Below are 18,180 nucleotides of genomic sequence, written 5' to 3' on the forward strand. Positions count from 1 at the left end.
GTGGTCTTATTTGCAATAGCGAGGTGACAGATGGATAACACCAAACCCCCGGCCAAGCGCCTGGACAAGACGGAAGCCGATGTGAAGTCGGTCGATGGCCGTTCCGGCCAGGGCAACAAGAGCAGCCATGACGCGAAGAGCCACGTCAAGGCCGGTTCCAATACCGGCGCGGGCGGCGGCAAGAAACAGGAAAGGCATCAAGGGCATTGAAAGAAGGGCGGGACGCTCCCGCCCGCTGCCCGCTACTTCTTCAGCTGGCGCATCAGCTCCTCGGTCACTTCCACGATCGACATCTCGCGCGCATCGGGTCGTATGACCTTGCGGCCCTCGACCTCCGGCATCGACACTTGCTTGCCTGTCAGCCTTTTCATCAGTCTCACGAACACGACTTCCTCGTCCGGGAGTTTGCCCTCTTGTGCATCCATACCGCCTCCAAAGAGAGCTTAGTTTCGCAGGATCAACATTGGTTCCCGTGCGGAAACAGGATTTCTGTTCCAGCGTTCAGATTAGCAATAAAGTGTGCCTCCGCGCCGTACTTCTACGGTAGTGCGATTGTCCCGAAGTTGACAGAAAATACCTGGTTAGCGGCGTAAGATCGCAGACGGAATGCACATACCCACCAACCAAGGAAAAGAGAGATGGCAAATACTAGAGACGTGGTCATCGTCGGTGCAGCGCGCACCGCAATCGGCACCTTCGGCGGCACGCTGAAGGATTTCACCGCCTGCGACCTCGGGGCAATTGCGGTCAAGGAAGCCTTCGCGCGCGCCAAGATCGATCCGGCACAGGCTGGCCAGATTGTCATGGGTAACGTCATCCACTGCGAGCCGCGCGACATGTACGTGTCCCGCGTGGTCGGCCTCAACGCCGGCATGGCCAAGGAATCCGCTGCGCTCACGTTGAACCGCCTCTGCGGTTCTGGCCTGCAGGCCATCGTCACCGCGGCCAATGCGATCCAGCTGGGCGATACCGACATCGCCGTCGGCGGCGGCGTCGAAACCATGAGCCGTGCCCCTTATACCGCGCAGGCTGCGCGCTGGGGCCAGCGCATGGGCGATTTCAAGATGATCGACATGATGGTCGGTGCGCTGTCCGATCCGTTCGGCGCGGGCCACATGGGCATCACCGCCGAGAACGTGGCCGCCCAATACGGCATCTCGCGCGAGGAGCAGGATGAGTTCGCGCTGAACAGCCAGCAGAAGGCGGTGGCAGCCATCGCCGCCGGTCATTTCAAGTCGCAGATCGTGCCGGTCGAGGTGCAGGGCCGCAAGGGCACTGTCGTGTTCGACACCGACGAGCATCCGAAGGCCGACGCCACACTCGAAGGCCTGGCCAAGCTCAAGCCGGCATTCAAGAAGGAAGCGGGTACCGTCACCGCCGGCAATGCATCCGGCCTGAATGACGGCGCCGCTGCCTGCGTGCTGATGGAGGCGGGCGCCGCAGCGCGTGCCGGACTGCAGCCGTTGGCGCGCCTGGTGTCCTATGCAGTGGCCGGTGTCGACCCGTCCGTCATGGGAACCGGCCCGATCCCCGCCGTGCAGCTCGCCCTCAAGCGTGCCGGACTGAGCCTGAACGACATGGACGTGATCGAATCGAACGAAGCCTTCGCCGCGCAATCCCTGGGCGTGTGCCGCGGCCTCGACCTCGATCCGGCACGCACCAACCCGAACGGCGGCGCCATCGCACTGGGCCATCCGCTCGGTGCAAGCGGCGCGATCATCACAATCAAGTGCCTGTACGAACTGATCCGCACCGGCAAGCGTTACGGCCTGATCACCATGTGCATTGGTGGTGGCCAGGGCATCGCGGCCGTGATCGAACGCGTGTAATCTCCTCACCGCGCCAGTAGAAAGCCTGTGCCCCGGCACAGGCTTTTTTTATGCAATCGGCTGTCCTCGCGCGACCCGGAGCGGCTTGCAATGACAAGCAGGCGGTTGTCGTGGTTGTCTCAACAATTCTCGATGTCGTGTAGGTGAATCGACTACCTAGAGTGTGGGATTGTAAGTAACTGCTAGTTATCGTCTAATCGTTTCTTTTCGGGGGCAGTATGAAAGCGAAACGGGCGGGATACGCGCAGTACCGCATGCTCATGGCCGCGGAGCGGATGCGGAGAGCGACGGACGAGCACTGGTTGAGCGCCGTTCGATGGGCGACCGCCTGGGGCCTGGCAAGCCGAAAAGAGGAAATGTTTCCTGAAGGTTGGCCGATCAAGAGGCGAACTGGAAACGCCTGATTGCAGTCCGCCGTGCACATGCAACAGGGCTGGTCCTGGCGCCGTCCCTGCGTGGCATTCGTGACCTGTTGCGCCAAGCGCAAGTCCTGTTCCTCGCAAGTCATTCCGACGTTCTGTCGGGGATTGTCTGTATGGCGTGGGCTGTTGTGAATCGATACAATCCAGCGCTTTTGCCCGCCAGGGCAACAGAGTCATCAGGAACACGTTATGTTCAAGACAGCCGCATCGCGTTCTCTCGACCGCGATACGGTCCGCCGGCTGGCAGAGGAAGCGGGCTGTAATCCATTATTGTTGCAAGAACCGAATTGCACGCTGAACTGGCTGGACGCGTTTGCCGCCAGCATCGAGGCCAGGGTCAGGGAAGAAACCCTTGAGGCAGTCGATGAGGCGCTGGCCGAAGGCGTCGCAATTGCAATGGAATTGAAGGAATGAAGCAGTGACCGTCATTTTTGTTTTCGGATCGAACCTGGCTGGCAAACATATGCAGGGCTCTGCCTTGACCGCCAAGAAATTCCACGGCGCCGTCGAGGGCCAGGGAGAGGGGCTGCAGGGCAGTTCCTACGCCATCCCCGTCAGGGACCAAGACATGAAGCCGCTGCCTCTCTGGCACATCGCGCGCAGCGTCAATCACTTGCGTGAGCTTGCGCAGTCGCGGTCCGATCTGCAATTTCGCGTTGCGGCGATCGGCTGTGAGGACGAAACCTTCTCTGCCGAAGAGATTGCGGCGCTGTTCAAGAACATGCCGCCGCAATTTGACTTGCCCTACGTGTTCCTGACCGTGTACGCCGGGTTATCCAACCCGCTGCATCAGACGCGAGAAGTGCGCGCGCAGAACGCGGCGGTCGAGGTCATCGACGGATTGCTGGAACGGTTTGCGCACAGCAAGGACAAGTCCGAAGCCCTCTTGATGGCGATGATGGTTTCCCTGCAGTCCGTACGTGAAATCGAGGGCGACGAGTTCGTGTCGCAATGGCTGATGGCTGCGCTCAAGGACACGATGGGAAGCAGGCTCAACGACGCGCTTGTCGTTCCCGCATAACAGCGCAGGCGGGGACGCAATCCCAGCGTTGGGATGGCCGCAGGAGCGCAAGGCAGGAAAATGTTGAGAAACATCAACTCTCCCTCCATCTGCGTAAAACGGCATGATGCGCAGTGTTACTCTTCGTCAACCAACTCTCCAGGGGATGGACATGCTGGTTGACCTCAGTCCCGAGATGCTACAACTCGTCGCGAACGCACAGAACACGCAAGGGTTCATGCGAGAGAAGCTGCTGCGGATCGCAGACGACTTTGCCGAGGCATTTCCCGATCCCAATCCGAAGCCGGTTGCCGTGATCAATCTCGCGCGCTGGCTTAGCCCTCACCCGGAACTCCCCTTGGACTCGTAGGAACCGTTTCAACGCTTGCTCCGAGAAAGGCGTTTTGCGTTGGCCACAGCCTTCTTGTGGACGGGGGAGAGGCCGGCGCTCATGACTGTATTGGCCGCGTTCGACAACGCTGCAATAGTCGTCCCTGTGGACGCAGTCCCTTTTGTGGCCAATCCCATCGCTGCCGATGCGCAGGCAGCGGCCAGCTCATACTGAACCGTGACAGCCGCTGTCCACATGCTTGCCCAGGACTGATAGAAGGCGACAACCTTCTCGTTGCCCATACGGGAAAACTCGGCCTGGTCGCGCGCCGAGAAGCTTGTCCGCGCCATACGTGAAGTACGGTGCATGACCACTTGCGGCGCAGCAAAGGCGAGTTCCGTTAATTGTCTGCCGAGTTGCTGCGTATTTACCTTTTTGCGCACAGTCATTGGGAAAGAAGTCGCGGTTTTGGAAATCAGGAAGACGGCCTGCTACGTTGTTTGGTTCCTGTGATTGCCCGGGCGGGACGATGAACCCCACAGAACGCTGTCTTGAAACCTCCCGGCTGCTCCAAGCAGAGCTGCGAGTGGCGTAGGCTGGGATGTAATCCCAGCCTACGGAGCCGGCCGGTTCATCGACCGGCCAATGGCGCGGGTACTGGCGAAACGCCTTGTGTTTCGGCTGCGTGCGTCTGCGCATCAAGAGCACGCTTGAAGCCGTCGCGCTGCTTCAGTCTTTCCCAATACTCCCGCACCGCCGGTGGAAACTGTTCCTGCAGCCCAAGATACTCACCCAGCATCAACGCATAGCCGACTGAAATGTCGGCAGCGGTAAACCGTGCTGCGCACAGGAACGCGTTGCCTGGCAATGCGGCATCGACGGCACGCAGACGCGCCAGGAACCAGCGCTGGTAGTCCTCGGCTGCCTGCGGCAGGCGGCGTTCCTCCGGCTCCATGTGCCGATAACGAAGCACGAGGGTCTGCGGGAAAGTCAGTGTCGCTTCGCCGTAATGCACCCAGTTCAGCCAGGCGCCGTAATCGGTCTCGTCGCGCGTGACCTCCAGCGGGGACGGACCATATTTCGATACCAGGTACTGCGAGATCGCGGCCGATTCCGTCATCTTCACATCGCCGTCGAAGAAGGCCGGCACCGTGCCGAGTGGATTGACCGACAGGTACTCGCGCATGTGCACGCGGGGAGGGAAGGGCAGCATCTTCAGTTCGTAATCGACGCCCTCGCGCATGCCCAGCTCCTCCATCGTCCAGAGGGGGCGGAATGAGCGGGCGCTGACGCAGTGGAAAAGGGTGATCATGAGTGGTCCGTATGCGGCAAAAAAATAGCCACCGGACGGTGGCTATGAGTGAATTCGTCAGGCATCAGATGCCGAGCATTTTCTTGGCTTCGCCGAGCGCCTTCATCGACTCGGCATGCTTGCCTTCCTTGTGGAATTTTTCGCCGTCGGCGCGCAGTGCCTTGATCTTGGCCATGTTCTCGGCACTGATGCCGCTGGCGGAACTCATCTTGGCATCGATGGCCTTCATCTCGTTCGGGCAATTGTTCGCGCTGGCGAGGGCGGATACGGACAACAACAGGACAGCCAGAATCGTCTTCATCGCAGTCTCCTTGTTGGGATGGGATGGATAAGTTAGCAGCATTTCCGCGCTTTTGCACGGCTGCTTCCGTTCAATGGGGAGCGCGTCAATACGCGATTCGACAGCACCGCTATACTCGATGGCCTTGATAGTGAAAGGGCAATCGATGGCACGCAATGGAAAGATGATTTCGATGACGATGGGCGACGGCGCGGCAATCGGCGTCTACCACGTGGAACCTGCAGGCCGTCGACGCGGCGGCCTCGTCCTCATCCAGGAAATTTTCGGCGTCACCGACCATATCCGCGATGAATGCGACCGCTACGCCGCGGACGGCTATGAAGTCCTCGCGCCGGCACTTTTCGACCGCGAGGCGCCCGGACTGCAGGCAAGTTACTCGCCAGAGGACGTACAGGCAGCGTTGCGCGTGGCGCGCGAACTGCATCCTTTCGAGCAGTCGGTCGCCGATGTGCAGACCTGCATCGACCTTCTGAAAGACAAGGGCCCCGTCTTCATCACCGGGTACTGCTACGGCGGTTCAGTTACCTGGGCCGCGGCGTCCCGGTGCACCGGTCTCGCTGCGGCATCCGGCTACTACGGGAGCATGATTCCGAAAATGGCGGACGAAACGCCGCGCTGCCCGACCATCCTGCACTTCGGCAAGCAGGACAAGAGCATTCCCCTGAAGGGCGTCGAGGCGGTCCGGGCGAAACATCCCGGCGTCGAGGTCCACGTGTATGACGCGGGGCACGGTTTCAACTCCGACCGGCGCAGCGATTTCAATGACGAATGTGCAACATTGGCACGCGCCCGCACGCTCGCGTTGTTCCATTCCAACGGCGGCTGACCCGGCTACCGGAACGCCGTGCTTCGGCACGTAAAAAATTGAGGAATTCCTTGAATTCCTGCATTGTCGCGCCCGGACTGACCTGTTACCCTCAGGGAATTCTTGAAGACCAGCAGGGGCAACAGTCATGGACGCAGTACAGAAGGATATCGACGAGCGCAGTAACCTGACCAGCTCGAACAAGTTCGAAATGCTGTTGTTCCGCCTCGGCGGCGACGCCAATGGCGAGCGCTCTGAGCTGTTCGGCATCAACGTGTTCAAGATCCGCGAGATCGTCGCCATGCCGGAAATCACCGGCATCGCCGGATCGCGTCCGCACATGCTGGGCGTGGTCAACCTGCGCGGCCAGATCATCCCCGTACTCGACCTGCCCGCCATCGTGGGCTGCGTTCCCAAGACCGGCCTCAACATTCTGCTGGTCACCGAATTTGCACGCACCACCCAGGGCTTCGCGGTGGAAGCGGTGGAAGACATCGTGCGCCTCGACTGGAGCCAGGTGCTTTCCGCCGAGAACACGGCAGCCGGTCACACGGTCACCAGCATCGCGCGCCTCGACGGCAATGTCGAAGGCTCCCGCCTGGCGCAGGTGCTCGATGTGGAAACCATCCTGCGCGACATGGGTGCGCCCGGCGAGCAGGATGTGGATCCGGAAGAAATCGGCGACAAGGTCGTCCTCAAGCCGGGCACCGTGGTGCTCGCGGCCGACGATTCCGTCGTGGCGCGCTCGTTGATCGAGCAGGGCCTGGAAGCGATGGGCGTGCCCTTCATCATGACGAAGACCGGCAAGGAAGCCTGGGAGCGCCTGCAGGCAATTGCCGCCTCCGCCGAAGCGGAGGGCAAGACCGTACAGGACAGGATTGCGCTGGTGCTGTCCGACCTGGAAATGCCCGAGATGGACGGCTTCACCCTGACCCGGAACATCAAGCAGAGCCAGAAGTTCGCCTCGATCCCGGTGGTCATCCATTCCTCGCTGTCCGGCACGACCAACGAGGAGCACGTGCGCAGCGTGGGCGCGAATGCCTACGTGGCCAAGTTCAACGCGGAAGACCTCGCCGCCACCCTGCGCAAGGCCTTGGCAGGCAAGTAATCAACTCTTCTCCCGGGCCAGCGCAAGAAACTCGCTGCGCAGCCCGAGATTGGTCCGCATCTCTCCCAGCAGGGCGGAGGTCACCGTTTCCTCTCCCGGTGTCTGTATGCCGCGGCTTTCCATGCACATGTGACGGCAGCGGATCACGACGCCGACCGACAGCGGCTGCACGTGCTCCATCAGCGCTTCGGCCACCTGGATGGTCAGCCTCTCCTGCACCTGCAACCGCTTGGCGAAGCAGTCGACCAGGCGCGTGAGCTTCGACAGGCCCACGATCTTTCCATTCGGCGTGTAGCCGATGGTCGCCGTCCCGAAAAAGGGCGCGAGATGGTGTTCGCAGTGGCTGTAGACCGGGATCCCGCGCACCAGGATCAATTCATTGACCTGCTCGGCACCATCTTCAAAGACCTTGAGGATGTCGGCGGGATTGGAGGCATAACCGGAGGTCCAGTGCGCCCAGGCCTTTTCCACCCGCTTGGGCGTATCGTGCAGCCCCTGGCGAGACGGGTCTTCGCCGAGGTGCTTCAGCAGGCGGCGCCAGTCGCTTTCGGTGAACTGGTCGTCGTCAATCTCGCGCAGCAAGTTGGTCCTGGCATGCATGATTATTCGTCTCCCTGTTGATTGTCCCGCGGCGCCACCTGTCCGAAGGATGCAATGCGCTCCAGTGTACCGGCAACGATGCGATCGCATCGTGCGCCGTCAAATCCGAAGGCGCCATCCAGCGCATGATCGAACTCGCGCGACAGGGATTCACGCAGCATGCTGCGCGCGCGGAAAAAGCGGCTGCGCACGGTGGCTTCCGGAATGCCGAGACTGGCTGCGGTTTCCTCCACCGTGAGTTCCTCCACGCCGCGCAGCATGAACACGGTGCGGAACGCTTCCGGCAACGCATCGATCTTCTGTTCCAGCAGACGGCGGGCGTCGGCACGCATTGCCGCGCTCTCGGGCTGTTCCGTATGATTGTTATCCATGTCTTGCTCCGGCGCTTCCGGGAAATCGTCGTCGCCCACGAGCTGGATGATCTCGGCGCGGCGGCTGCTCTTGCGCGAACGCGCGATGGCTTCGTTGACCACGATGCGCGTCAGCCAGGTGGACAGGCTCGACTCGCCCCGGTACTTGTCGATATTCCGGTAGGCGAGGAGATAGGCGTCCTGGAGCGCATCCTCCGCTTCGGCGTCATCCCTGATGATGCTGCGCGCGGTACGGTAGAGGGCGCGGTTGTGGCGGCGCATGAGCAGTTCGAAGGCGGTGGCATCGCCGGTGGAAACGAGATGCGCGAGTTGGACGTCGGACAATGCGGTGGCGGGTGTGAGGGCTGGCTGGGGCATGGGATTCATCGGTATCGGTTGTTCTTGCCGGATTAGATGATTGCAAAGTCTGCCACGTTCCGGGAGGCGCCATGGAAAGCAGGCAATCTCGTCGCCGGCGCGCTGCGCAATTGCAAGTATTGCAATTAAACTGTATGAACGCTATATGGGGATCGTCTATGAATCCGCACATCACCATCCTGACCCTCGGGGTCGACGACCTGGAGCGCGCTGTCGCGTTCTACCGCGACGGCCTCGGTTTTCCCACGAAGGGCATCATCGGGAACGAGTTCGAGAACGGCGCCGTGGCCTTCTTCGATCTTCAGCAAGGCCTCAAGCTGGCGCTATGGCCGCGCAAGAGCCTGGCATCGGACAGCGGCGTTGCGCTGCACCCGCCCAGCCCAACGGAAATATCGCTCGGCCACAACGTCTCGTCTCCCGACGAAGTGGACGCCAGCATGACGCGTGCCGGCCACGCGGGCGCGACTATCGTGAAACCGGCGCAGCCAACCTTCTACGGCGGATATGCGGGGTATTTCCAGGACCCGGACGGCCACTTGTGGGAAGTTGCGTTCAATCCGGGCCTGGCCGCCTTGTAGGCCCAATTCGGTTCTTTCTGGCAGAATCCTCGGAAAGAGACAACACACAAGGGAGAATCAATAATGAAGAACGCCATGCGCGCCGCAGTCACACTTTGCGCGGCAGCCGCCGCTGTGTCGGCCCATTCACAAACCCGCGGCCCGGCCGCCCAGTACTGGATCGACCTTTCCACCAGCAACTTCTCGATACCCGGCATGCCGGAAGAGGGCGGCGCCGCCGGCCTGCTTGGCGGTCTCATGGGCGGAAACAGTTTCGGCGGTTCCATGGGCATGGGCGCCCGCGGCAAGGTCATGGATACCGAGCTCTACGTGCGCGCCCATCCTTCCGGTATCGAAGGCACGCATGCGATTCCTTCCGCGATGAACATGGGGCCATCCCTGCTGCTCGTCCCGAACCGCCCGCAGCCGGCGGAGCGCGGCACGACGACGCGCGACGAGACGCCTGACCGCGCCGAGAAACCCAAGGGCCGCATCCTGCTTTACTGGGGCTGCGGCGACAGCATTCGTCCTGGCCAGCCGAAGGTGCTGGATTTCGCGAAACAGGACTACGCCGAATTCGCGCAGTTCTTTTCCAGCCATGGCGGCGGAAGCAAGGGTGTGCAAGGGCGTCCGGGCCATTCCCTGTGGCCGAACGAGCGCGACAACAAGCGCGTACCGGACAACGCGTCGCTGGAAGGCGAACATGCGGTGAGCGGAAATGGCGTCCCGCCGACCCTCAAGTTCGCCGTCGGTCCCGCCTATGATTTTTTGCCGAAGGTGCAGCTGAAGACGCGCGGCGCGCCGAAGGATAGCGTGCAGGTCGAATGGAACGGAATGCAGAACGCCAAGGGCTACTTCCTGCACGCACAGGGTGCGGCCGATGGGCCGGGCGGTGCGAAGGACATGATTTTCTGGAGTTCGAGCGAAAAGCCCGACAACGGCTGGTCGCTGATGACCTACCAGTCACCGGCGCAGATCACGAAGCTGTTGCAGCAGAAGGTCATCCTGCAGCCGACGGTCGTGAATTGCATCGTGCCGAAGGGTATCTTCGACAAGGCCGAGGGCGCGATGCTGAACATGATCGCCTACGGCAACGAGCTCAACGTCTCGCATCCGCCGCGTCCGGAGAAAGCGCCGGCGAACTGGCAGCCGGATTGGACGGCGCGCGTGCGCATCAAGTCGACCGGGATGGCGATGCTGGGGATGGAGGATTCGCGTGAAGCGCAACGCGGAGGAAACATTAGCCCCGCGAATGAATCCGCGGACAATGCCGCGCCGGCGTCGATACAGGACGTGGTGCCGAATCCGGTCAAGTTGCTGAAAGGGCTCTTCGGTAACTAGGAATGACGTGGCAGGGAAAGGGCAGTGCCGTCGGAGCCTGCCCTTTTTCCTATCCTGACCCTGCGCGGCAATATTGAACAGATACGCAAATCATGCCCACCATCTTTCCATGTCTGCTTCCCAATGATGCGCTCCTCATGCGCTATGCGTACGACGGGTCCTATACGGATTGCTTCTGCATGGATGTTCCCCACACCATTTCCTTGGCCGAGTATGCGGCGGCGTTCTACACAACCCCGCTGTTCAAGGTCGAGAGGGTTATCCTTGCACTTGTCGTGCGCGCGCCTTCCACGGATGAAGGCGCGCGGGAGCTCGCATTCGGCCAGTCTTCGCGTTTCGCCATCTGGCGCGTCGAAGGCAGGACGGAAAACCAGTTGATGTTGTGCGACGTCTTCGGGCGCACGAGATCATGGCTCATGGTGTTCCCTGGTGCGGGCGGCCCCGGCACGACCCGCCTTTTCTTTGGTTCAGCCGTGAGGCCGAAGTCCCGGCCATTGAATGGAAAGGCACGGTTTGGTTTTGCCTTCCATGCGCTCCATGGATTTCACCAGCTTTATTCAAGGGCCCTGTTGCGAGCGGCCCGGTCCCGGCTCGCTTCGCTGGCGGCATGTTCGTAATACCCGGATCCAGGGGGATCGATGTCAGTTCCTGCGCCATTCATCATCCATCAGCTTTCATCGACAGATGCCCATTTGATGGAGGGAATGCTGACAATGTTCGGCGAGGCGTTCGCCGACGTCGAAACGTACGGCAAAGCCAGACCGGGCAAGGCCTACTTTGAACGCCTGCTTGGCAGCGATTATTTCATCGGACTCGTCGCACTCAAGAACGGCATCGTCGAAGGAGGACTCGCTGCGTACGAGTTACGCAAGTTCGAACAGGAGCGCAGCGAAATCTACATTTACGACCTCGCAGTCGCAGATGGGCACCGCCGCGAGGGGATCGCGACGGCGTTGATCCAGGAACTGAAGCAGATCGCCCGGGCTCGCGGCGCATACGTCATTTTCGTTCAGGCGGACTTCGGTGACGAACCTGCCATTGCGTTGTACACCAGGCTTGGTGTCCGCGAAGACGTCCTGCACTTCGACATCGCCGTTCCCCCGGACGAGGGCGGGGCGGGGTAGGTGATCAGATTCCGGGGCGCGGCTGACCCTGCTGTACGTTCCCGCGCCATGCGCCGGTTGCCTGTCCCCGCGATTCGAGGAATTCCTTGAACCGCTCCAGGTCGCCTTCCACACGATGCGAGAACACGCCGATGGCATCGCCCACGTTCTCGGTCACGCCTTCCGGGTCATAGTCCATCCGCACCATGACGCGCGTCGTATTGGCGTCGATGGCGTCGAAGGTCACGACGCCCGCGTTGAGCGCGCCGGTCGTGCTGCGCCAGGCAATGCGCTGGTCGGGGATCTGCTCGGTGATTTCCGCCTGCCATTCCTTGCGCTTGCCGGCGACGTTGGCGCACCAATGCAGGTGCGTGTCGTCGAGTTGCCGGACTTCTTCGATGCCTTCCATGAATTTCGGGAAGTCTTCGAACTGGGTCCACTGGTTGTACGCGGTGGAAACAGGAACATTCACTTCGATCGATTTTTCGACGGTGGACATGTTTTCCTCCTGCCAATTTCTGTCACGGATTGATGAAAGGCTGTCAAGGCCGCGGGTGATCAATTAGACATTTCGCATGCAGAAAATTCCGGTTGGGCCGGCAAGGTTTATGGCGAGTACGAATATTCACCTGCGCACGCAGGCCCCGCCGCTATAATCGCCGTGCACTCTTCTTTTCCGTCTTACCCATGCTTCCTCACGAAAAAGACAACAACCTCGCGCTGCTGCTTGCGTCGCTCGGCATCTCCGATGCGCTGCTCGCGCGCAAGGCCTTGCCCTACCATCCCGATGCGCGTGCACTCGCGCTCGCCGAAACCGCTTCCAACGGACGCCAGCATTTCATGATCCCGGCGGCCGCCGAGGCATGGCAGGCAATGAAGGCGGAAGCGTACAAGGACGGCATCGTTCTCGAAATCGTCTCCGCCTTTCGCGACCTCGAAGAGCAGGCGCAGATCATCCGCGACAAACAGGCGCGCGGCATGGACATGGAAGCAATCCTGACGCTAAGTGCGCCGCCCGGCTACAGCGAGCACCATACCGGCCGTGCCGTGGATATCAACACGCCCGGCTGCGAGGAAAGGGAAGAGCCGTTCGAACATACGGACGCCTTCCGCTGGCTGACCGCCCATGCGTCCCGCTTCGGATTCGCGCTGTCCTACCCGCGCGGGAATGCGCTCGGGTTCATCTACGAACCGTGGCACTGGTTCTATCAGCCGGGAGCACAGGCATGAAGCTGAAAATGTCGGAAAACTCCCTGTTCGCGATCCTGCTGCGCAAGCCGTGGTGGATCAGCATCCTGATTGCATGCGTCGTGTCGCTGGCGGCGAGCATGCTGTTCCCGCGCGCCTATGCCGCGTACGGCGTCTCCGCCGGTTTCCCGTTCTTCGTCATCGGCATCATCGCGGCCGTGAGGCAATGGCGCGCACCCGGCGCGGCGCTGGTTGCACACACGCTCGAGTCGGTGTCGGCGATGTCATGGCGGGATTTCGCCGATGCGCTTGAAGCGGCTTATCGTCGCGACGGCTATGAGGTCAAACGCCGCAACGGCGGCGCCGACTTCGAGATTGCGAAGGATGGCCGCAAGGCGGTCGTCAGCGGCAAACGCTGGAAAGCAGCGAACACCGGCATGGAGCCGCTGCGTGAACTGGTGTCCGCCGCCGAGTCCTGCGGCGCGCATGACAGGTTGTACATCACGGTCGGCCCGCTGAGCGAAAACGCACGCCGCTATGCGGACGAGCAGGGCATCCGGGTGCTGCGCGAGACGGCGCTGGCGGAACTGCTCAGGGGCATGGTGCGGTCGAAGGGCTGATCAACGTCCTTCCCGCAGCGCGTCGCGTTCGGCGATCGACTTCTTCAACACGTTTTCCGCCACCGCGACTTCCTCGGCCAGCCTTTTCTGGCGGGCGTGATAATCATCGCTCAGGCGCGTGCCCCCCGAGGCGGTGCCGACACGTTCTCCCGGCAAGGGTTCGGCGCCGGCTTCCATGCGCTTGCGCGCATCCTCCAGCAGCATTTCGGCGCGAATCACGTCGGCCTGGGCATCGTCCGCTGACCGCGGCTTGCCAGGCGGCGGAATGACACTGACGCGATCGACCGGCGTCGGGATGGTCCCCATCGGCGGTTCCGGCGGCTTGCCGGATACCGCCCCCGAGGGATTGCCCTTGGGCGGAGGATCGACGGTAATTGTTTCGTCGACTTTTGCGCCTTTCACCGGTTTGTCTGAGTAGATGACGCGTCCGTCGGGCGTCACCTGGCGGAGCACTTTCGTGGCGGGCTTGCCGATGGGTTCGGGGCGGGGGATTTCCTCGGCCGGCACGGCTGACGGCGCCAGGGCCAGGGCAATGGCGAGAATGCATGGGCGGGACGGGATCATGGCTTTCGCTCCTTTCGCACACCTTAGCAGGCAGGCGGGAACGGGCCCATGAGAATGAGCAAGGCGGCAACGTGCGGCGAAAGCGCGACAGATTCCTGTTCCAAGTCATTGTTTTCGCAGGAAATACTTCATTTCCTTTCGGAAATGTCGATAATGGGATTATCGAAGCGGGCATGTCTCCATTTGATGCCCGAACCGCGAACCCACGGTGACTGAATCGCCATGCCGAGTACGCTCTCCGCCATTGTCCTGGTTGTCGCATCGACTGCTGCCCTCGCGGCGGTGCCGTGCCGCGCGCTCGAGTCCGGCAGTGCGGCAAAGGCTGCCGCATCGAAGCGCGACATGCGCGACACCGGCAAAGCGCAGCACAAGGCCCGGAAGAGCGAGAAGGAAGCGCCGCGCCGGATCGTCACCTACAACCTGTTTCAGGATCCTGTTTTCAAGCTCAATGGCGCGCTGGCGGACAAACGCCAGCTTGGCATGCCGCCCGCATTTGATCGACACGGTCATAGCCGCCCCGGCCTCGCTGCCAAGGTGTCAGCGGCCCCCGTCAATGTCCCCGAGCTCAAGCTCCCCGAGCCGGAAAGCGCCGGCGTCGATTTCGGCTGCAGCGACAAACCCTTCCGCAACAGAGCGAAGACCCCTGAACTGACCGCGTGCTACAAGCACAGCGTGGATCGTTCCTGGAAGACGCAGACCTACCTTTCGCGCGAGTACACGACTGACGGCACGCAGAAGTGGGGCGGCGGCGTGGCCGTGCGCTATGCCTACTAGTCGATCATCCAGATGATGTCGATGAGTCATGGCGGATTTTTCCAGCGGGCGCCGTCTGCTTAATTTTTCAATTTCATTTTCCCCGTCGTTCCCGCGAAGTTGAGCCGAAGGTGCCCGCGCGCAGAATGCGTTGGCGTCGATCTACCCGGTTGTCCGCGCCTCCTGCACGATCCACTCACTGAACACCTTCACCTCCTCCCGCGGCGACTCCGTCGCCTGCACCAGCCAATAAGCGTGATCGTCGACGCCGATCTTCGCATTGCGCTGCGCGACGAGCCTTCCATCGTTCAGCATCGGCTGCACCAGCGCCCCCCTTCCCAACGCGACGCCGTGACCTTCTATGGCAGCCTGGACGACCTGATCGTACTGGTTGAAGTGCAGGTAGGCCTTCGGCTTGGCATGTGCGAATCCCTTCGCGCTCAGCCAGTCGGACCAGTGCAGCCAGGGCACATCGCCCTCTGACAGTTCGAGCAAAACTTGCTGGAGCAGCGCGTCCGGCGTCTTGAACGCCTTTGCCGCCACCGCCTTGCTGGCGACCGGCACCACCGCTTCGCCGAACAGGCGGATCGCCCCTCTCGGCGCACGCGACTCCTTGCAGTAGCGGATCGCGACGTCAATATCTTCCTGCGCCAGGTCCACCACGCGGTTGTTGGCGGCAACGCGGACGTCGATATGGGGATGCGTTGCCTGGAATGCGCCCAGGCGCGAAAGCAGCCACAGCGAGGTCACGCCGATGCTGGCCGTGATGGTGACCGGACGCACCCGGCCTTCTTCCTTCAGGGAATCGGCGTATTCGGCAAGGCGTCCCAGCCATGGAGAAGCGAGGTCGAACAGGCGCTTGCCGGCATCCGTGAGGGCGATCGCGCGATGCTTGCGGACGAAAAGGGGCGTACCGAGGTGTTCTTCGAGTGCCTGGACCTGCCTGCTGACCGCGGACTGGGTCAGGCAAAGGTCCTGCGCGGCGAGTGTGATGCTCATGCGCCGCGCCACGGCGACAAAACCGCGCAATGCATCAAGCGGAGGCAGGGATAACAGTTCGTTTTGCATGCGTTTTTCTCATGTGAGTCATGCGGAAATAGCGCTTGAGGCGAAAGCGTAATTACATAGACTGTGAATCATGCAGCGCCGGTGAACAAGATGCATGAAAAAAAGTCATGCATCAAGTATGCACCTCAACGGGGGTGCATGCAAAACGCCGGGGCATTCGTTGAAACGCTACGAGGAGAATTGACATGAGCATCGCCGCGAGGATGGACTTTACCGGGTTGACGTCAGGCTTTGCCGCGAGGGCAGCGGCGCCGGAACCGGTAGTCATGAAGCTCGAGCCATACCGTGCCGCGTCGCTTCACGCACGCGGCCCGGTCGCGGTGACCTGCCTGTCGGGCCAACTCTGGATCACGCTTCCTGGAGAACTGGAAGACATCGTCCTCCGGGCAGGGCAAAGCCGTGTTCTGAACACGCCGGTGCAGGACATTGTGTTGTCGACGGCGGGTGCGCGCTGTCCCGCGACGTTCGGCATCCGCAGCGTCGCGGAAACGGCGAAGCGCCGCATTTTCGGAGGCGGGCGGGCGTCGCCGTTCCGCGTGGAGTTCGACTAGGCAGACATCGACGGCAGGGCAATACCGTGCTTAAATCACGGCAAGTACGCGTTCACACGCGCTCGTCCACTCGCCCCCCACCGTCATGTTCAACTGGTTGCTCCGTCTCTTCTCCACCGCACCGCAAGCCAAACCCGCCCCAGCGCCTGCGCCGGCACAAGCAACGCCGGCACCCGCGCCGGCTCCCAAGGTGCAGAACATCGCCACGCACAGTGCCTTGTCCACCCAGCGCGACCAGGTGGACTTCGTGTTCGCCAGCTGGCTGTTCCAGTCGGAAGAGAACCCGGAGGTCTTCACCAACAAGAACGAGGATGGCATCCTTGCCGCGCTTGATGCGACGGTGAAGTCCGAGGAGTCGGGGGCGCACATGGTGCGCCGCATGCCGGGTGTCATCCCGCAGCTGCTGCAAAGCCTGCGCAACAGCGAGTTCTCGGGCGCCGAGCTGTCACGCACGATCTCGCATGACGTGGTGCTTGTGGCGGAAGTCCTGCGCCTGGTGAACAGCGCCGCCTACAATACTGGCGCGCCGATCACCAGCATCGACCACGCCATCCTCATCCTCGGCCAGAACGGCCTGCGCCAGCTGATTACCGGCGTGGCCTTCAAACCCATCATCAACCTCAACTCCGGCAGCTTTACCCGCATGGTGGCGCCCCGTCTGTGGGCGCAATCCGAACGCTGCGCGGCGGCCTGTGCGACCCTCGCGCGCAACGAGCCGGTCGATCCACTGGAAGCCTTTCTTGTCGGCCTGATCCACAACGTCGGCCTGACGGTATCGCTGCGCGTCATCGACAAGATTTCCGACGGGCGCCAGCCGGTCGGAACGCCCACCTTCTGCAATGCGCTCACCGCTTACGGGCGTACGCTGACGGCAAATATCGCGCGCGAATGGCATTTCCCTGACGCGGTCGTCACCGCAATCGGCGAACAGGACGACAAGAACATCGGGCGCAATCTTTCGCCGCTGGGGCGCGTGCTCATGATGGCCGACCATCTTTCCAAGATCGACACGCTGTCACGCCAGAACCGCTTCGACACGGCAGCCCCGCATGTGCTCGACGACCTGACCGACAAGGAAATCGATTGCCTGCAACGACTTGCCGCAGACGAGGAGCGCGACTGGACGGCAATCACCATGTCGCGTCAGTAAGATTTCATTCCACCATTGATCGATGTCTAGTTGCTGTCAACGCCGCTGAACTGTTCTGCTGATTCGTGGACACACTTGGTCGATATCAACCAAGGAGGTAGCCGATGAATCAAGGCCAGGTGTGGAAGAAAATTTCCGATACGTACCAGCAATGGGACCAGGACAGGAGCGCGTTGATGGCGATTGACGACCTGTCGGAGCGTCTCCCTGACATCGATCCCGAACTGATCGTCCGCACACTGGAGGAAGCCGCAAGGGAGGGAAGGGCGGATACCTCGGATGAAGGGTCTTCGTTTCGCCTCGTTCCCAATCACTGAGGCATGCCGGTCAGTGGCGCCGGGGCTGGTTCGTAAGCGGCCAGCCGTCCCTGTTCTTCAGCGGTGAACAATCGGTCTCTTAGCGCCTGCAGCGTGGCCGGGTCTGCCGCGCTTGCCTGGCGCTGGGCCAAATAGGTGGCGACGCGCTGTTGCCAGAGGGCTTCTTCCTGGTCGAGGCGCGCAAGGGTCGCTGCGCTTTCCGCGCCCATTGCCGCCGCGCGCGCCCGGTACACCTCGTCCTCGCTTGCACCTTGCGCGCGCATCCTGCGCACGGCTGCCTCGGTCTGAAAGGCATTCCCGGCCTGCACGGCGGCAGGTTCAGGCTGGGGCAATTCGACAGTCACAACGGGCGGGCTTGATTCGCGCGCCGGCTGGTTCCCGGCATCCGCGGGAAGGGCACGCACGAAGGAGAACAGATCCGGAGAGGCCGCCTGCTGTGCCGGTTCATCCTCCCCATTACGCAGGAAGATGGCAAAGCCAATGGCCGCCGTTACGCCAAGCCAGAGCAAGGGCTGTCGAATCTGCATTGTCT

27 protein-coding genes are annotated in these 18,180 nt (G+C 61.7%); 17 read left to right on the forward strand and 10 right to left on the reverse strand.

The genetic code is table 11. The features are described from left to right. Positions 1-30: 30 nt before the first annotated feature. Positions 31-210, forward strand: a complete 180-nt coding sequence (locus tag ACNOHI_RS06660) for a hypothetical protein (RefSeq protein ID WP_420473887.1) — start codon at positions 31-33, stop codon at positions 208-210. A 32-nt stretch (positions 211-242) separates the two neighbouring features. Here the strand turns inward: ACNOHI_RS06660 and ACNOHI_RS06665 are convergent, their stop codons facing one another. Beyond that, positions 243-425, reverse strand: a complete 183-nt coding sequence (locus ACNOHI_RS06665; protein ID WP_420473888.1) for a hypothetical protein — start codon at positions 423-425, stop codon at positions 243-245. A 213-nt stretch (positions 426-638) separates the two neighbouring features. On the opposite strand from ACNOHI_RS06665, the gene ACNOHI_RS06670 reads away from it, so the two are divergent. The 4 genes from ACNOHI_RS06670 (at position 639) to ACNOHI_RS06685 (ending at position 3,621) form a co-directional block, all read left to right on the forward strand. Next, on the forward strand, positions 639-1,829 hold the full coding sequence (locus ACNOHI_RS06670) for an acetyl-CoA C-acyltransferase family protein (protein WP_420473889.1): 1,191 nt from the start codon (positions 639-641) through the stop codon (positions 1,827-1,829). A 611-nt stretch (positions 1,830-2,440) separates the two neighbouring features. Beyond that, positions 2,441-2,665, forward strand: a complete 225-nt coding sequence (locus ACNOHI_RS06675) for a hypothetical protein (RefSeq protein ID WP_420473890.1) — start codon at positions 2,441-2,443, stop codon at positions 2,663-2,665. A gap of 4 nt (positions 2,666-2,669) precedes the next feature. Continuing rightward, positions 2,670-3,272 (forward strand): hypothetical protein, encoded by a 603-nt coding sequence (locus ACNOHI_RS06680; protein ID WP_420473891.1) that lies wholly within the window; start codon positions 2,670-2,672, stop codon positions 3,270-3,272. Between the two features lie 151 nt (positions 3,273-3,423). Further along, positions 3,424-3,621: a hypothetical protein gene (locus ACNOHI_RS06685; RefSeq protein WP_420473892.1), complete on the forward strand. Its 198-nt coding sequence runs from the start codon at positions 3,424-3,426 to the stop codon at positions 3,619-3,621. 8 nt (positions 3,622-3,629) lie between these two features. Here the strand turns inward: ACNOHI_RS06685 and ACNOHI_RS06690 are convergent, their stop codons facing one another. The 3 genes from ACNOHI_RS06690 to ACNOHI_RS06700 form a co-directional block, all read right to left on the reverse strand. Then, positions 3,630-4,031 (reverse strand): polyhydroxyalkanoate granule-associated phasin, encoded by a 402-nt coding sequence (locus tag ACNOHI_RS06690; RefSeq protein ID WP_420473893.1) that lies wholly within the window; start codon positions 4,029-4,031, stop codon positions 3,630-3,632. Between the two features lie 182 nt (positions 4,032-4,213). Beyond that, positions 4,214-4,894 carry a glutathione S-transferase family protein gene (locus tag ACNOHI_RS06695; RefSeq protein WP_420473894.1) on the reverse strand — a complete coding sequence of 227 codons (681 nt, stop codon included), beginning with the start codon at positions 4,892-4,894 and terminating at the stop codon, positions 4,214-4,216. A 64-nt stretch (positions 4,895-4,958) separates the two neighbouring features. Next, positions 4,959-5,195, reverse strand: coding sequence for a hypothetical protein (locus tag ACNOHI_RS06700; protein WP_420473895.1), 237 nt, complete (start codon positions 5,193-5,195; stop codon positions 4,959-4,961). A gap of 145 nt (positions 5,196-5,340) precedes the next feature. On the opposite strand from ACNOHI_RS06700, the gene ACNOHI_RS06705 reads away from it, so the two are divergent. Both ACNOHI_RS06705 and ACNOHI_RS06710 read left to right on the forward strand, forming a co-directional pair. Next, on the forward strand, positions 5,341-6,021 hold the full coding sequence (locus ACNOHI_RS06705; protein WP_420473896.1) for a dienelactone hydrolase family protein: 681 nt from the start codon (positions 5,341-5,343) through the stop codon (positions 6,019-6,021). A gap of 127 nt (positions 6,022-6,148) precedes the next feature. After that, positions 6,149-7,108, forward strand: a complete 960-nt coding sequence (locus tag ACNOHI_RS06710; protein ID WP_420473897.1) for a chemotaxis protein — start codon at positions 6,149-6,151, stop codon at positions 7,106-7,108. Here ACNOHI_RS06710 and folE read toward each other — a convergent pair whose 3' ends face one another. Both folE and ACNOHI_RS06720 read right to left on the reverse strand, forming a co-directional pair. Beyond that, on the reverse strand, positions 7,109-7,708 hold the full coding sequence (gene folE, locus ACNOHI_RS06715; RefSeq protein WP_420473898.1) for a GTP cyclohydrolase I FolE: 600 nt from the start codon (positions 7,706-7,708) through the stop codon (positions 7,109-7,111). It lies immediately after the preceding gene. A 2-nt stretch (positions 7,709-7,710) separates the two neighbouring features. Next, positions 7,711-8,436 carry an RNA polymerase sigma factor gene (locus ACNOHI_RS06720; RefSeq protein WP_420473899.1) on the reverse strand — a complete coding sequence of 242 codons (726 nt, stop codon included), beginning with the start codon at positions 8,434-8,436 and terminating at the stop codon, positions 7,711-7,713. A 158-nt stretch (positions 8,437-8,594) separates the two neighbouring features. On the opposite strand from ACNOHI_RS06720, the gene ACNOHI_RS06725 reads away from it, so the two are divergent. From ACNOHI_RS06725 to ACNOHI_RS06740, 4 genes are all read left to right on the forward strand, one after another. Then, complete coding sequence (locus ACNOHI_RS06725) at positions 8,595-9,014, forward strand: VOC family protein (protein ID WP_420473900.1); 420 nt, start codon at positions 8,595-8,597, stop codon at positions 9,012-9,014. Positions 9,015-9,077: 63 nt separating this feature from the next. Then, complete coding sequence (locus tag ACNOHI_RS06730) at positions 9,078-10,334, forward strand: hypothetical protein (RefSeq protein ID WP_420473901.1); 1,257 nt, start codon at positions 9,078-9,080, stop codon at positions 10,332-10,334. Between the two features lie 92 nt (positions 10,335-10,426). Next, entirely contained in the window at positions 10,427-10,951 is a 525-nt protein-coding gene (locus ACNOHI_RS06735) for a hypothetical protein (RefSeq protein WP_420473902.1), read from the forward strand. A gap of 21 nt (positions 10,952-10,972) precedes the next feature. Next, the gene (locus tag ACNOHI_RS06740) at positions 10,973-11,458 is read left to right on the forward strand and encodes an AAC(3)-I family aminoglycoside N-acetyltransferase (protein ID WP_420473903.1); all 486 of its coding nucleotides are present in this window, start codon (positions 10,973-10,975) and stop codon (positions 11,456-11,458) included. A 4-nt stretch (positions 11,459-11,462) separates the two neighbouring features. On the opposite strand, the gene ACNOHI_RS06745 is transcribed toward ACNOHI_RS06740, so the two are convergent. Next, complete coding sequence (locus tag ACNOHI_RS06745; protein ID WP_420473904.1) at positions 11,463-11,936, reverse strand: SRPBCC family protein; 474 nt, start codon at positions 11,934-11,936, stop codon at positions 11,463-11,465. 188 nt (positions 11,937-12,124) lie between these two features. On the opposite strand from ACNOHI_RS06745, the gene ACNOHI_RS06750 reads away from it, so the two are divergent. Both ACNOHI_RS06750 and ACNOHI_RS06755 read left to right on the forward strand, forming a co-directional pair. After that, on the forward strand, positions 12,125-12,667 hold the full coding sequence (locus ACNOHI_RS06750) for a M15 family metallopeptidase (protein ID WP_420473905.1): 543 nt from the start codon (positions 12,125-12,127) through the stop codon (positions 12,665-12,667). After that, positions 12,664-13,245 carry a restriction endonuclease gene (locus tag ACNOHI_RS06755; protein ID WP_420473906.1) on the forward strand — a complete coding sequence of 194 codons (582 nt, stop codon included), beginning with the start codon at positions 12,664-12,666 and terminating at the stop codon, positions 13,243-13,245. Before ACNOHI_RS06750 ends, ACNOHI_RS06755 begins: the two co-directional genes overlap by 4 nt. Here ACNOHI_RS06755 and ACNOHI_RS06760 read toward each other — a convergent pair whose 3' ends face one another. Further along, positions 13,246-13,809, reverse strand: coding sequence for a hypothetical protein (locus ACNOHI_RS06760; protein WP_420473907.1), 564 nt, complete (start codon positions 13,807-13,809; stop codon positions 13,246-13,248). A gap of 222 nt (positions 13,810-14,031) precedes the next feature. On the opposite strand from ACNOHI_RS06760, the gene ACNOHI_RS06765 reads away from it, so the two are divergent. Continuing rightward, positions 14,032-14,583, forward strand: a complete 552-nt coding sequence (locus tag ACNOHI_RS06765) for a hypothetical protein (protein WP_420473908.1) — start codon at positions 14,032-14,034, stop codon at positions 14,581-14,583. 141 nt (positions 14,584-14,724) lie between these two features. Here the strand turns inward: ACNOHI_RS06765 and ACNOHI_RS06770 are convergent, their stop codons facing one another. After that, positions 14,725-15,630 (reverse strand): LysR substrate-binding domain-containing protein, encoded by a 906-nt coding sequence (locus ACNOHI_RS06770; protein WP_420473909.1) that lies wholly within the window; start codon positions 15,628-15,630, stop codon positions 14,725-14,727. Between the two features lie 185 nt (positions 15,631-15,815). On the opposite strand from ACNOHI_RS06770, the gene ACNOHI_RS06775 reads away from it, so the two are divergent. The 3 genes from ACNOHI_RS06775 to ACNOHI_RS06785 all read left to right on the forward strand — a co-directional run bounded on the left by ACNOHI_RS06775 (position 15,816) and on the right by ACNOHI_RS06785 (position 17,648). Continuing rightward, on the forward strand, positions 15,816-16,181 hold the full coding sequence (locus ACNOHI_RS06775; RefSeq protein WP_420473910.1) for a DUF2917 domain-containing protein: 366 nt from the start codon (positions 15,816-15,818) through the stop codon (positions 16,179-16,181). An 85-nt stretch (positions 16,182-16,266) separates the two neighbouring features. After that, complete coding sequence (locus ACNOHI_RS06780; protein ID WP_420473911.1) at positions 16,267-17,331, forward strand: HDOD domain-containing protein; 1,065 nt, start codon at positions 16,267-16,269, stop codon at positions 17,329-17,331. A gap of 104 nt (positions 17,332-17,435) precedes the next feature. Then, entirely contained in the window at positions 17,436-17,648 is a 213-nt protein-coding gene (locus ACNOHI_RS06785; RefSeq protein WP_420473912.1) for a hypothetical protein, read from the forward strand. Here ACNOHI_RS06785 and ACNOHI_RS06790 read toward each other — a convergent pair. Continuing rightward, positions 17,642-18,175, reverse strand: coding sequence for a lipase secretion chaperone (locus ACNOHI_RS06790; protein ID WP_420473913.1), 534 nt, complete (start codon positions 18,173-18,175; stop codon positions 17,642-17,644). The genes ACNOHI_RS06785 and ACNOHI_RS06790 overlap by 7 nt on opposite strands. Positions 18,176-18,180 lie beyond the last annotated feature (5 nt).

Origin of the sequence: Noviherbaspirillum sp. ST9 (genome assembly GCF_048799745.1) — a bacterium.
GTDB lineage: Bacteria > Pseudomonadota > Gammaproteobacteria > Burkholderiales > Burkholderiaceae_D > Noviherbaspirillum.

Excerpts from the sequence above, each read along its gene's own strand:
- ACNOHI_RS06780 (WP_420473911.1), top strand. The coding sequence starts at position 16,267 with ATGTTCAACTGGTTGCTCCGTCTCTTCTCCACCGCACCGCAAGCCAAA.
- ACNOHI_RS06675 (WP_420473890.1), top strand. The coding sequence starts at position 2,441 with ATGTTCAAGACAGCCGCATCGCGTTCTCTCGACCGCGATACGGTCCGC.
- folE (WP_420473898.1), bottom strand. The coding sequence starts at position 7,708 with ATGCATGCCAGGACCAACTTGCTGCGCGAGATTGACGACGACCAGTTC.
- ACNOHI_RS06700 (WP_420473895.1), bottom strand. The coding sequence starts at position 5,195 with ATGAAGACGATTCTGGCTGTCCTGTTGTTGTCCGTATCCGCCCTCGCC.
- ACNOHI_RS06775 (WP_420473910.1), top strand. The coding sequence starts at position 15,816 with ATGAGCATCGCCGCGAGGATGGACTTTACCGGGTTGACGTCAGGCTTT.
- ACNOHI_RS06720 (WP_420473899.1), bottom strand. The coding sequence starts at position 8,436 with ATGCCCCAGCCAGCCCTCACACCCGCCACCGCATTGTCCGACGTCCAA.
- ACNOHI_RS06760 (WP_420473907.1), bottom strand. The coding sequence starts at position 13,809 with ATGATCCCGTCCCGCCCATGCATTCTCGCCATTGCCCTGGCCCTGGCG.
- ACNOHI_RS06695 (WP_420473894.1), bottom strand. The coding sequence starts at position 4,894 with ATGATCACCCTTTTCCACTGCGTCAGCGCCCGCTCATTCCGCCCCCTC.
- ACNOHI_RS06690 (WP_420473893.1), bottom strand. The coding sequence starts at position 4,031 with ATGACTGTGCGCAAAAAGGTAAATACGCAGCAACTCGGCAGACAATTA.
- ACNOHI_RS06770 (WP_420473909.1), bottom strand. The coding sequence starts at position 15,630 with ATGCAAAACGAACTGTTATCCCTGCCTCCGCTTGATGCATTGCGCGGT.
- ACNOHI_RS06665 (WP_420473888.1), bottom strand. The coding sequence starts at position 425 with ATGGATGCACAAGAGGGCAAACTCCCGGACGAGGAAGTCGTGTTCGTG.
- ACNOHI_RS06730 (WP_420473901.1), top strand. The coding sequence starts at position 9,078 with ATGAAGAACGCCATGCGCGCCGCAGTCACACTTTGCGCGGCAGCCGCC.
- ACNOHI_RS06765 (WP_420473908.1), top strand. The coding sequence starts at position 14,032 with ATGCCGAGTACGCTCTCCGCCATTGTCCTGGTTGTCGCATCGACTGCT.
- ACNOHI_RS06660 (WP_420473887.1), top strand. The coding sequence starts at position 31 with ATGGATAACACCAAACCCCCGGCCAAGCGCCTGGACAAGACGGAAGCC.
- ACNOHI_RS06685 (WP_420473892.1), top strand. The coding sequence starts at position 3,424 with ATGCTGGTTGACCTCAGTCCCGAGATGCTACAACTCGTCGCGAACGCA.
- ACNOHI_RS06735 (WP_420473902.1), top strand. The coding sequence starts at position 10,427 with ATGCCCACCATCTTTCCATGTCTGCTTCCCAATGATGCGCTCCTCATG.
- ACNOHI_RS06750 (WP_420473905.1), top strand. The coding sequence starts at position 12,125 with ATGCTTCCTCACGAAAAAGACAACAACCTCGCGCTGCTGCTTGCGTCG.
- ACNOHI_RS06725 (WP_420473900.1), top strand. The coding sequence starts at position 8,595 with ATGAATCCGCACATCACCATCCTGACCCTCGGGGTCGACGACCTGGAG.
- ACNOHI_RS06710 (WP_420473897.1), top strand. The coding sequence starts at position 6,149 with ATGGACGCAGTACAGAAGGATATCGACGAGCGCAGTAACCTGACCAGC.
- ACNOHI_RS06745 (WP_420473904.1), bottom strand. The coding sequence starts at position 11,936 with ATGTCCACCGTCGAAAAATCGATCGAAGTGAATGTTCCTGTTTCCACC.
- ACNOHI_RS06785 (WP_420473912.1), top strand. The coding sequence starts at position 17,436 with ATGAATCAAGGCCAGGTGTGGAAGAAAATTTCCGATACGTACCAGCAA.
- ACNOHI_RS06740 (WP_420473903.1), top strand. The coding sequence starts at position 10,973 with ATGTCAGTTCCTGCGCCATTCATCATCCATCAGCTTTCATCGACAGAT.
- ACNOHI_RS06670 (WP_420473889.1), top strand. The coding sequence starts at position 639 with ATGGCAAATACTAGAGACGTGGTCATCGTCGGTGCAGCGCGCACCGCA.
- ACNOHI_RS06790 (WP_420473913.1), bottom strand. The coding sequence starts at position 18,175 with ATGCAGATTCGACAGCCCTTGCTCTGGCTTGGCGTAACGGCGGCCATT.
- ACNOHI_RS06705 (WP_420473896.1), top strand. The coding sequence starts at position 5,341 with ATGGCACGCAATGGAAAGATGATTTCGATGACGATGGGCGACGGCGCG.
- ACNOHI_RS06755 (WP_420473906.1), top strand. The coding sequence starts at position 12,664 with ATGAAGCTGAAAATGTCGGAAAACTCCCTGTTCGCGATCCTGCTGCGC.